General features: G+C 62.8%; 9 protein-coding genes. 3 read left to right on the top strand and 6 right to left on the bottom strand.

What is annotated here, in order from left to right:
* Positions 1-196: 196 nt before the first annotated feature.
* Positions 197-580 (bottom strand): NUDIX hydrolase, encoded by a 384-nt coding sequence (locus ACIQ2A_RS23970; RefSeq protein WP_398484182.1) that lies wholly within the window; start codon positions 578-580, stop codon positions 197-199.
* 200 nt (positions 581-780) lie between these two features.
* The gene (locus ACIQ2A_RS23965; protein ID WP_398484180.1) at positions 781-942 is read right to left on the bottom strand and encodes a hypothetical protein; all 162 of its coding nucleotides are present in this window, start codon (positions 940-942) and stop codon (positions 781-783) included.
* Positions 943-1,107: 165 nt separating this feature from the next.
* On the opposite strand from ACIQ2A_RS23965, the gene ACIQ2A_RS23960 reads away from it, so the two are divergent.
* Entirely contained in the window at positions 1,108-1,917 is an 810-nt protein-coding gene (locus tag ACIQ2A_RS23960) for an NAD-dependent protein deacetylase (RefSeq protein ID WP_398484178.1), read from the top strand.
* A gap of 118 nt (positions 1,918-2,035) precedes the next feature.
* Positions 2,036-3,289, top strand: a complete 1,254-nt coding sequence (locus ACIQ2A_RS23955; protein WP_398484176.1) for an acetyl-CoA C-acetyltransferase — start codon at positions 2,036-2,038, stop codon at positions 3,287-3,289.
* 139 nt (positions 3,290-3,428) lie between these two features.
* Here the strand turns inward: ACIQ2A_RS23955 and ACIQ2A_RS23950 are convergent, their stop codons facing one another.
* Positions 3,429-4,877, bottom strand: a complete 1,449-nt coding sequence (locus tag ACIQ2A_RS23950; protein WP_398484174.1) for an amidohydrolase family protein — start codon at positions 4,875-4,877, stop codon at positions 3,429-3,431.
* 150 nt (positions 4,878-5,027) lie between these two features.
* Between ACIQ2A_RS23950 and ACIQ2A_RS23945 the strand changes: the two genes are divergently transcribed.
* Complete coding sequence (locus tag ACIQ2A_RS23945) at positions 5,028-6,620, top strand: gamma-glutamyltransferase family protein (RefSeq protein WP_398484172.1); 1,593 nt, start codon at positions 5,028-5,030, stop codon at positions 6,618-6,620.
* Positions 6,621-6,713: 93 nt separating this feature from the next.
* Here ACIQ2A_RS23945 and feoB read toward each other — a convergent pair whose 3' ends face one another.
* The 3 genes from feoB to ACIQ2A_RS23930 all read right to left on the bottom strand — a co-directional run.
* On the bottom strand, positions 6,714-8,600 hold the full coding sequence (gene feoB / locus ACIQ2A_RS23940) for a ferrous iron transport protein B (protein ID WP_398484169.1): 1,887 nt from the start codon (positions 8,598-8,600) through the stop codon (positions 6,714-6,716).
* Positions 8,597-8,854: a ferrous iron transport protein A gene (locus ACIQ2A_RS23935; RefSeq protein ID WP_398484167.1), complete on the bottom strand. Its 258-nt coding sequence runs from the start codon at positions 8,852-8,854 to the stop codon at positions 8,597-8,599. The genes feoB and ACIQ2A_RS23935 overlap by 4 nt, the downstream gene beginning before the upstream one ends.
* A gap of 152 nt (positions 8,855-9,006) precedes the next feature.
* Positions 9,007-10,493 (bottom strand): ABC transporter ATP-binding protein (locus ACIQ2A_RS23930; RefSeq protein WP_398484165.1); only part of this gene is annotated, 1,487 nt, incomplete at its 5' end.

The raw sequence follows: 10,493 nt of genomic DNA, 5'->3' as shown, positions 1-10,493 counted from the left end.
AGGAGCCGCGCAGCGGCGTCTCGAACGATGGCCGCAGGCTCTGAACCCGGCCAACTCATGGTTTGAGACGCGGCCTACAGCCGCTCCTCACCATGAGGGACTGAGTGTACTGCGCTTCATGGACCGCGTTTCCAGTCAGGCTCTCAGGATGAGGGAGAGTTCGTGGAGAGGCGCGTCATCTCAAAGTGAAAGCGCTCTAGGCGCGCGGAAACAGCTTGTCGCGGATGTAGCGTGAGGTCGGCGTCAGGCGCATGCCGCTGCGCGGCTTGCGCCACACCGCGCGATCGATCTCCTTCTTGTCGCCGATCCGAAGCTGGCCGGTGGCCGTCTCGGCGATGAAGATGGAATCGCTCATCTTGCGGCCGGAATGCCGGTTGGTGGCCTTCACCTCTTTCCACAGCGTGAGGCGGCCGAGTTTCAATTTCGGCAGTTCTTCCTTGATCTCGCGGCGCAGGCAAACCTTGTCGTTCTCGCGTGGCAGCTTGCGGCCGCCCGGGAACATCCACAGACCATCCTTGACGCGCCGGACCAGAAGAATTTTTCCGCGCTTGGTCGCAACCAGCTTCGATGACTTTGCCATTTCCTCAATGCATTATTCTTGAAATTAAAGAGTCTCGCTAAAGGCGCTTGATGAAGGGAATGTGAAATATCGCCATGCAGCGACATTGTCGCGCGCTTTAAAGCGGCGGTTGCTGCCAAAGAAAAAGGCCACCGAAACGGTGACCCTGGTTCGTCGCATGAAGTTCGTTTGGGAACTTCGATGTCAGGCTATCGCGTAACCTAGTGAGCCAGATCCTCCGGCAGCTTGAGCTCTTTCACGCGATCCTTCTTGACGCTCTTGCGAAGCTCGCGCTCGGCGCTCTCGAACTTGTTGAGCTCGTCCTTGACGATCTGCATGAACTGCTCGCGCGAAGTGGAGGCATCTTTGGTTTGTAGCGTCATGGCTCACTCTACGGGTTGGTCTCGTTGCGCAAAAATGTTCTAGCAGACAGATCGTCTAACCCGCAACGGCATGACCGTTTCTTGAATGGAATATGTTACCTGCATCGAGCATGTCACATATGCAGCGATGCTGGACATTCGATTTTTGTGACATAGATCAACGCCATGATTGAAAAGGGAATTCTCGAAGAATTTGTGACGCGTCACCAGCGTCTGTTCGTGCTGACCGGCGCGGGCTGCAGTACCCATTCAGGTATTCCCGATTACCGTGACAGCGACGGCAACTGGAAACGCACGCCGCCTGTCACATATGACAATTTCATGACACGCGAAGCGACGCGCAAGCGTTACTGGGCGCGCAGCATGATCGGCTGGCGTCACTTCGGACAGGCGAAGCCGAATGATGCGCATCGTGCTTTGGCGCGACTGGAGCAAATGGGACGCAGCGAGATTCTGCTGACGCAGAATGTCGATCGCCTGCATCAGAGCGCGGGCAGCGAGCGCGTCATCGATTTGCACGGACGACTCGATCAGGTGCGTTGCATGGGCTGTGGCTTGAAGATGCCGCGCAGCGATTTCCAGCATGAGCTCGGTCATCGCAATGCGGCGTGGCTCGCACTCGATGCGCCGGATGCACCCGATGGCGACGCCGATCTCGAGCATGATGATTTTGCAGCCTTCGATGTGCCGTCCTGCATCGTGTGTGCGGGTGTGCTGAAGCCTGATGTCGTGTTCTTCGGCGAGACGGTTCCGCGCGATGTGGTCGATGAGGCGCGCGACCGGCTGGAGGCATCCGATGCCATGCTCGTCGTCGGTTCCTCACTGATGGTCTATTCGGGTTTTCGCTTCGTGCAGGCGGCGGCGAAGAAGGGCATTCCCATCGCGGCGGTCAATCTCGGTCGCACCCGCGCCGATGATCTGCTCACGCTGAAGGTCGAGGCTCGCTGCGAGGCGGCGCTGTCCTTCCTGCTCTGAATTGGGGCGACACCCGCCAAATCTGGCGGGCAAGCATGCCATCGCTGCGCCTTGACTTCATCACGGGCTTGGCCAATCTCGCATCCAGAAAAACACTGTAAAATCTGGAGGAAGACCCATGGCCGACGCATATATCATCGACGCAGTCCGCACCCCGCGCGGGATCGGCAAGGTCGGCAAGGGCGCACTCGCCGAACATCATCCGCAGCACCTCGCCGCCACCGTGCTGAAGGCGATCGCGGAGCGCAACAAGCTCAATACCGCCGATGTCGATGACATCATCTGGTCGACCTCCACCCAGCGCGGCAAGCAGGGCGGCGATCTCGGCCGCATGGCAGCCCTCGATGCCGGCTATGACACCAAGGCTTCCGGCACCACCCTCGATCGTTTCTGCGGCGGCGGCATCACGGCCGTGAATTTCGCAGCGGCGCAGATCATGTCGGGCATGGAAGACGTGGTCATCGCCGGCGGCACCGAAATGATGTCGCTCACCGGCGCGATGGCCGCCGAGGATATGGCGGCCGGCAAGCCGCCACTCGGCATGGGCTCGGGCAACAAGCGCCTCGCCAAGGTGCATCCGCAGTCACATCAGGGCATCTGCGGCGACGCCATCGCCTCGATGGAAGGTTTCACCCGCGAGGAACTCGATGCGCTCGGCCTCGAAAGCCAGCGCCGTGCCGCCGTCGCCATCAAGGAAGGCCGCTTCGACAAGAGCATCGTGCCGGTGACCGATGACGACGGAAATGTCGTGCTGGCCAAGGACGAATATCCGCGACCGGATACCACGGCCGAAGGTCTCGCCGGCCTGAAGCCCGCCTTCACCGCCATGGCCGACTATCCGCTTGACGACAAGGGCACCACCTATCGCAAGCAGATCAACCAGAAATATCCGGATCTGGAGATCAAGCACTTCCATCACGCCGGCAATTCGTCGGGCGTCGTCGATGGCGCCGCAGCACTGCTGCTGACCTCGAAGGCCTATGCCGACAAGCACGGCCTCAAGCCGCGCGCCAAGATCGTGGCGATGGCGAATATCGGCGATGATCCGACGCTGATGCTGAATGCGCCGGTGCCGGCGGCGAAGAAGGTGCTGGAGAAGGCTGGTCTGACCCCGGACGACATCGATCTCTGGGAGATCAATGAGGCGTTCGCGGTGGTGGCGGCAAAATTCATCCGCGACCTCAAGCTCGATACCAGCAAGGTCAACGTCAATGGCGGCTCGATCGCGCTGGGCCACCCGATCGGCGCCACCGGTGCGATCCTGGTCGGTACGATCCTGGATGAACTCGAGCGTCGTAACCTGAAGCGCGGCCTCGTCACCATGTGCGCCGCCGGTGGCATGGCCCCGGCGATCATCATCGAGCGGGTGTAAACAAGAGCCCTCACCCGCCGCGAAGACGCGGCGACCTCTCCCCGGTGGGGAGAGGTAAGAAGCGGAGCTCTATCTTCACCTCTCCCCACCGGGGAGAGGTCGCGCGCCCTGGCGCGCGGGTGAGGGGGCTCTTGCTCGTTCACTCATTTGACGGCCACGCCATCGGAAATGACAGCGGCGAGATCTCCGTCAGCTTCCGCCCCGCCCAGTCCAGTCCCGGTGAGCGCTCCTCGGCGCGGATCTGGGCTTCGTGCACGCGCAGCGCCGCAGCCGGATAGTCGAAGGTCTGGACCACGCCGTCCTTCACCACCTGTCGGCCATCCACATAGACATGCCGCACGGCGCGTTCGGCCGCCGCATAAATCATGCTGCGGATGGGATCGCGATGCGGCTGCATCATCGGATGGGTGACATCCACCATCACCAGATCCGCCTTGCAGCCCGCCTCCAGCCTGCCGATATCGTCGCGGCCGAGCGCCTGGGCGCCGACGGTGGTGGCGGCTTCGAACAGGCCGGTCGAGTTCAGCCCGCGCGGATGGCCGGCCATCAGTCGCGAGGTCATGGTGACGTTGCGCATTTCCTCGATCATGTTGTGCGGATAGGTATCGGTGCCGATCGCCACCCTGATGCCGGCCTCGCGATAGCAGCCGACATCGCGTAGCGCGACGCCGCGGCGCATGAACACGGTCGGGCAATGCGCCACCGTGGTGCCCGTCTCCGCCAGCAGCGCGAGATCGCGGCGCGTGTGCCAGTGTGCCAGCGGATGCTCATCGACGAAAATGGCATGGCCGACCAGCGAGGTCGGGCCGAGCACGCCGAGTTCACCCAGCCACTGGATGGGGGTCATGCCGTGCCGACGGATCATCTCGAGAAATTCGGGCACCGACTGGGCCGCATGCGTCTGCCATGGAATGCCGCGACGCTTCGCTTCGGCATAACTGTCGCGCATCAAAGCCGGTGTGCAGGTGTCGATCTGCGCCGGGCACATCATGCCGGACAGTCGGCCTGACGGATGGCTTTCGGCGGCATCGATGATGCCGAACGCGTGCAGCATGGCGTCCTCGCCGGCCTTCTCGTTCCATTCGTAATCCACCAGCGTGCCATTCGGCGTGAACCAGCGCGCCGAGCGAAACATCGGTGCGAGACATACACGCAGGCCGCTCTCTGCGGCGAGGTCGATCCATTGCGGATGGGCGATGGAGAGGTCGGCAACCGTGGTGACGCCCGACAGCAGCAATTCCGAATAGGCCACACGCACGCAATCCGGCACGCCCTCCGGATCGGGGCGCAGGATCGGCATGTATTCGTAGAGCGAGGAATTGTAGAGGCCGGGCGAGCCGATCTCGTCGAGAAAGCCCTTGTTCAGCGGCTCGCTGGACGGGTGGGAGTGGATATCGACGAGGCCGGGCATCACCATGAAGCCACGGCCGTCGATGGTCTCGCCGGCCTCGCCCTGGTAATTGCGCCCGGCGAAAGTGAGCACGCCATCCTCGAAGGCGACATCGCCGCCGGTGACATAAGTGTGATTCTTGCTCGCTGCGTCCCAGGCGACGACATAGTCGGCATTGCGGATGACTGTAATCGACATGTTTATGCTCCCACTTTGGCCGCGACGGTAAGCGGGAGCTGCCATGCGCGGCAAGATCAGCAGATGAGCAACCCCGCCCTTCTATTCGGCAGCTGCAATTGGCGATAGAAGCGGGGGACATTGCAGTGATGTTCGAAGGACGCGTCGCGAATGAACTACCGACATGACGGCCTCTATGCCTCCCGCCGTTCGCCCGTGATGGCGCGCAATGTAGTGGCGGCCTCGCAGCCATTGGCGACGCAGGCCGGCCTGCGCATGCTTGAGCGTGGCGGCAATGCGGTGGATGCGGCGCTGGCGGCGGCGATCGCGCTGACTGTGGTGGAGCCGACCGGCAATGGCATCGGTTCGGACGCCTATTGCATCCTGTGGGACGGCAAGGAGCTGCACGGGCTCAATGCGTCCGGTCGCTCGCCGGCGGGCTGGACGCCGGAGCGCTTTGCCGGCCGCAAGACCTTCCCGCATCGCGGCTGGGAGAGCGTCACGGTGCCGGGCGCCGTATCGGCCTGGGTCGATCTGTCGGAGCGGTTCGGCAAGCTGCCTTTCGCGCAGTTGTTCGGGCCGGCGATTGCCTATGCCGAGAATGGTTTTCACGTCTCGCCGGTCATTGCCGAACTCTGGCGCCGCGGCGCCGAGGAATTGAAGAACCAGCCGGGCTTTGCCGCATGCTTCATGCCGAATGGCCGCGCGCCGGTGGCGGGCGAGTTGTTTCGCGCGCCCGGCCATGCCTATTCGCTGAAGCTGATCGCGGAGACCAAAGGCGAGGCGTTCTATCGCGGCGAACTTGCCAAGCACATCGCCGATTTCGCGCGCGAAAACGGCGCGGCGATGGACGAAGCCGATCTTGCCGCGCATCGCAATGACTGGTGCGGCACCATCCATCAGGCATTCGGCGACACGGCGCTGCACGAGATCCCACCGAACGGGCAGGGCATCGTGGCACTGATGGCGCTGGGCATCATTCAGGCCGCCGGCATCGACGGGCTCGAACTCGACAGCGCCGATGCGCTGCATCTGCAGATCGAGGCGGTGAAGCTCGCTTTCGCCGATATCTATGCTTACGCAGCCGATCTCGACTACATGCGCGATGTCACCGTCGCGCATCTGCAGAATCCATCCTATCTCGCTGCGCGCGCAAAACTGATCGATCGCAGTCGCGCGCAGGATTTTGGCGCGGGTGCGCCGAAGACCGGCGGCACGGTGTGTCTCTCCACCGGCGATGCCACGGGCATGATGGTGTCCTACATCCAGTCGAATTATTCCGGCTTCGGCTCCGGCGTTGTCGTGCCCGGCACCGGCATCAGCCTGCAGAATCGCGGCTATGGCTTCGTGCTGGACGACGGCCATCCAAATCAGGTCGGCCCGCGGAAGCGGCCGTTCCAGACCATCATTCCCGGCTTCGTCATGCAGGGCGATGCGCCGCTGATGGCCTTCGGCCTGATGGGCGGGCCGATGCAGGCGCAGGGCCATCTGCAGGTGATGCTGCGCATGCAACTCTGGGGGCAGGATCCGCAGACAGCCGCCGATGCGCCGCGCTGGCGCTATGTCGATGGGCTCAAGGTGGCGATCGAGAATGGCATCTCGGACGAGGTGGCGGCGGATCTGAAGGGCCGCGGCCATGTCATCGTTCGTGAGCCACCGGATTCAGCCTTCGGCTTCGGTGGCGCGCAGCTGGTGCGCCGGATCGATGGCGGTTATGTCGCCGGTTCCGATCCGCGCAAGGATGGCCACGCGGCGGGGTTTTGATTGTAGGGCGGATGAGCGAAGCGTAATCCGCCGCGGAGGCTCAGTGATGAAGTCGGCCGGCGGATGACGGCTTCGCCTCATCCGCCCTACGGGTCATCCCAATCCCGCAGCGACCGCAATCTTGTACGTGATCAAGCTCGCCAGATAGGCCAGTGCGAACATGTAGAAGAAGGTGACCAGCATCCACTTGGTGCCGCCGGTCTCGCGGCGGATCACCGCCAGCGTGGAGGCGCATTGCGGGGCGAAGACGAACCAGGCGAGGAATGACAGCGCGGTGGCGAGGCTCCATTTGCTGGCCAGCGCCTGGCCGATCGCCTCGGCCGCTTCCTTGCCGCCCTCGATCGCATAGACCGTGCCGAGCGCGCCGACTGCGACTTCACGCGCGGCCATGCCGGGGATCAAAGCGACCACGATCTGCCAGTTGAAGCCGATCGCGGAGAACAGCGGCTCCAGCGTCTTGCCGATCATTGCTGCGAGGCTGTAGTCGATCGCCGGACCTTCGGCGCCAGCGGGAGGCTGCGGGAACGTGGCGAGGAACCAGATCAGGATCATCATCGCGAGGATCGTGGTGCCCGCGCGCTGCAGGAACATTTTTGCGCGCGTATAGACGCCGATGCCGATGCTTTTCAGGCGCGGCATCTTGTAGTCGGGCAGTTCGAGCATGAACGGCGCCGGCTGATAGTCGCTGAGCATGAAGAACTTGATGACAAAGGACACGGCCAGCGCGCTGGCGATGCCGATGACATAGAGGCCGAACATCACCAGGCCCTGCAGATTGATCCAGCCCCCGACATCGGTCGCCGGGATGAAGGCGGCGATGATCAGCGTATAGACCGGGATACGTGCCGAGCAGGTCATCAGCGGCGCGATCAGGATGGTGGTGAGGCGATCACGGCGATTGTCGATCACGCGCGTCGCCATGATGCCGGGAATGGCGCAGGCGAAGCTCGACAGCAGCGGGATGAAGGCGCGGCCGTGCAGGCCGGCGCCACCCATGATGCGGTCCATCAGGAAGGCCGCGCGGGCCATGTAGCCGAAGTCTTCCAGCAGCAGGATGAACAGGAAGATGATGATGATCTGCGGCAGGAACACCAGCACGCTGCCGACGCCGGCGATCAGGCCGTTCTGCAGGAAACTCTGCAGCAGCCCTTCGGGCACAAATTGCGCCACCAGGCTGCCAAGCGCGCCGGCGCCATCGGACAGCAGCTCCATCAGCGGAGTGGCCCAGCTGAACACCGCCTGGAACATCACGAACAGGATCACGGCCAGAATGAGCAGCCCGCCGACCGGATGCAGCACCACGGCATCGACGCGCGTGGTCAGCGTGTCCGGCTTGGTCGGCATCGTCACCGTTTCGCGGATGATGCGATCGGCTTCGCGCTGATAGGCCTTCATGTCGGCGATGCTGGTCTGCGTCCATTCTGCAGGTGCAGCCGGTGCCGGCATATTCGCCGCAAATTCGTCGGTGCGCTGACGCAGGGCGTCGACGCCGGCTTTCTTCACCGCGACAGAGGTGATGACGGGCACGCCGAGTGCGGCCGACATGGCCTCGACATCGATGGTGATGCCGCGGCGTGTCGCGATATCGAACATGTTGAGCACGACCAGCAGCGGGCGGCCGGTGCGCTTGAGTTCGAGGATCAGCCGCAGCGTCAGCCGCAGATTGGTGGCGTCCGCAATGCAGAGCACGAGATCCGGCGGCGCCTCGCCGGTACGTTTGCCGAGCACGACATCCCGGGTGATGATTTCATCGGGGCTGCGGCCGCGCAGCGAATAGGTGCCGGGCAGATCGAGCAGGGTGACCTGACGTCCGGCGGGCGTGACGAAGGCGCCGCTCTTACGCTCGACGGTGACGCCGGCATAGTTCGCGACCTTCTGGCGGCTGCCGGTGAGGGCATTGAACAGCGACGTCTTGCCGCTGTTGGGAACACCGACCAGCGCGAGATTGAAACGTTCGCTGGTCACGTCTGAAATCGTCATTTTACGAGAACTGCCATTTTTACAAGAACAGCCATGGCTTCGCGCCGGCGCACGGCGATCGTGATGTTGTCGACGCGGACTGCGATCGGGTCCTGCTTGATCGCGCCCTGATGCAGGATCTCGACCCGCGCGCCTTCGGTGAAGCCCATTTCAATCAGATACTGTTCGAGCTCATGCGAGGTCTGCCCCGCGGCTTCCGGCTGCAGCGCGACAATGGTGCCGACAAAGCCGCGCGGGGCTTCGCCAAGGCGCATATGGTGATCCGCTATTGCGGATGAAATACTGTCAGGGATCGTCATGCCGGACCTTGTCGAGCAGCCATCAAGTCAGGTCAAGACATACCGAAGTTTGCATTTAGAACAGTTATAAATAGGGGTGTGCGGCAATTGGCCGGCTCACAATGGTGTCATGACGCGGTGGCGTGTGGCTCGCTTGATGCGCTCTGTTGGCGATGGACAAGCTCTGCATAGAGACCACCGCGTGCGATCAGCTCGTCGTTGGATCCCTGTTCCGCGACGACGCCTTCCTTCAGGACGACGATGGTATCCGCATCACGGATCGTGGACAGACGATGCGCGATCATGATGACGGTGCGTCCCTGCATCAGCCGCTTCAGCGCTTCCATCACCAGCACCTCGGACTCGGTATCGAGCGCTGCGGTGGGCTCATCGAGGATCATGATCGGGCTGTTGCGCACCACGGCGCGGGCGATACCGATGCGCTGGCGCTGGCCGCCCGACAGGGTGTCGCCGCGTTCGCCGACCATGGAATCGTAGCCATGCGGCATACGGACGATGAATTCATGCGCGTTGGCGATCTTCGCGGCCTCGATGATCTCGTCTTCGGTCGCATCTGGTCTGCCATAAGCGATGTTCTCGCGGATGGTACCGCGAAACAGCACCGTTTCCTGCAGCACATAACCGATCTGCGAGCGCAGTGCCGAGAGCTTGTAGTCGGTGACATCGATGCCATCGATCGCAACGCGGCCGGAGCTTGCGTCATAGAAGCGCGGGACAAGGCTGAGCACGGTGGATTTACCAGAGCCGGTGGGGCCGACGATGCCGACGATCTGGCCGGGCTCGATCTGGAACGTGACGCCGTTCAGGATCGGCGCTTCTTCCTCATAGGCGAAGCTGACATTCTCGAATGTGATCTGCCCCTTGGCGCGGCCGGGATCGATGGCGCCGGGCTTCTCGACGATGATGTCGTCGGCGGCGAGAATTTTCTGGATGCGCTCCAGCGCGACGGTGGTCTGGGCGATGGAGCTTGTCATCGCAGCGAGGTCCTTCACCGGTTTGAAGAACTGCGCGAGGTAGGCTAGGTACACGGTGAGTGCGCCCGCCGTCATGGTACCCGCTGTGATCAGCGACGTGCCCTTCCACAGCACGATGGCGGTGCAGAACGCCACGACAATGCCGACTACGGGCGACAGCAGCGATTTCACGCGCCGGGCCTGCATGGCCGCATCGACCGTGGCGTGGCTGGCGGCCTCCAGCCGCGCCAGTTCGAGATCCTGCCGGCCGAAGGCGGTGACCGAGCGCACCGAACCGAGGCCCTGCTGAACGACGGCGACGATCTCGCTCTGCCGCTGCCGCACGGTGCGGGTGACTTCCTTCACCGCCTTCTTCAGATGCATCACGAACACCAGCAGGAAGGGCGTGATGGCGAGCGCGATCAGCGTAAAATCCCAATCGAGCCAGAACATCAGCCCGATCATGAAAATGATGGTGATGAAATCGACCAGGATATCGAGCGTCGAGGACGAGGCGAAATTCTGCAGCGTGGTGACGTCGGTGGTGATGGTGGAGATCAGCGCGCCGCTCTTGGCATGGTCGTAATAGCGCAGCGACAGCCGGTGCAGATGGGCATAGATGCGGATGCGCAGGTCGTTGG

The organism is Tardiphaga sp. (assembly GCF_044336785.1).
GTDB lineage: Bacteria > Pseudomonadota > Alphaproteobacteria > Rhizobiales > Xanthobacteraceae > Tardiphaga.
Note: the sequence above shows the minus strand (reverse complement) of the source record. Positions and strands in the feature narration are given on the sequence as shown.

Excerpts from the sequence above, each read along its gene's own strand:
- ACIQ2A_RS23965 (WP_398484180.1), bottom strand. The coding sequence starts at position 942 with ATGACGCTACAAACCAAAGATGCCTCCACTTCGCGCGAGCAGTTCATG.
- ACIQ2A_RS23970 (WP_398484182.1), bottom strand. The coding sequence starts at position 580 with ATGGCAAAGTCATCGAAGCTGGTTGCGACCAAGCGCGGAAAAATTCTT.
- ACIQ2A_RS23955 (WP_398484176.1), top strand. The coding sequence starts at position 2,036 with ATGGCCGACGCATATATCATCGACGCAGTCCGCACCCCGCGCGGGATC.
- ACIQ2A_RS23945 (WP_398484172.1), top strand. The coding sequence starts at position 5,028 with ATGAACTACCGACATGACGGCCTCTATGCCTCCCGCCGTTCGCCCGTG.
- feoB (WP_398484169.1), bottom strand. The coding sequence starts at position 8,600 with ATGACGATTTCAGACGTGACCAGCGAACGTTTCAATCTCGCGCTGGTC.
- ACIQ2A_RS23960 (WP_398484178.1), top strand. The coding sequence starts at position 1,108 with ATGATTGAAAAGGGAATTCTCGAAGAATTTGTGACGCGTCACCAGCGT.
- ACIQ2A_RS23950 (WP_398484174.1), bottom strand. The coding sequence starts at position 4,877 with ATGTCGATTACAGTCATCCGCAATGCCGACTATGTCGTCGCCTGGGAC.
- ACIQ2A_RS23935 (WP_398484167.1), bottom strand. The coding sequence starts at position 8,854 with ATGCGCCTTGGCGAAGCCCCGCGCGGCTTTGTCGGCACCATTGTCGCG.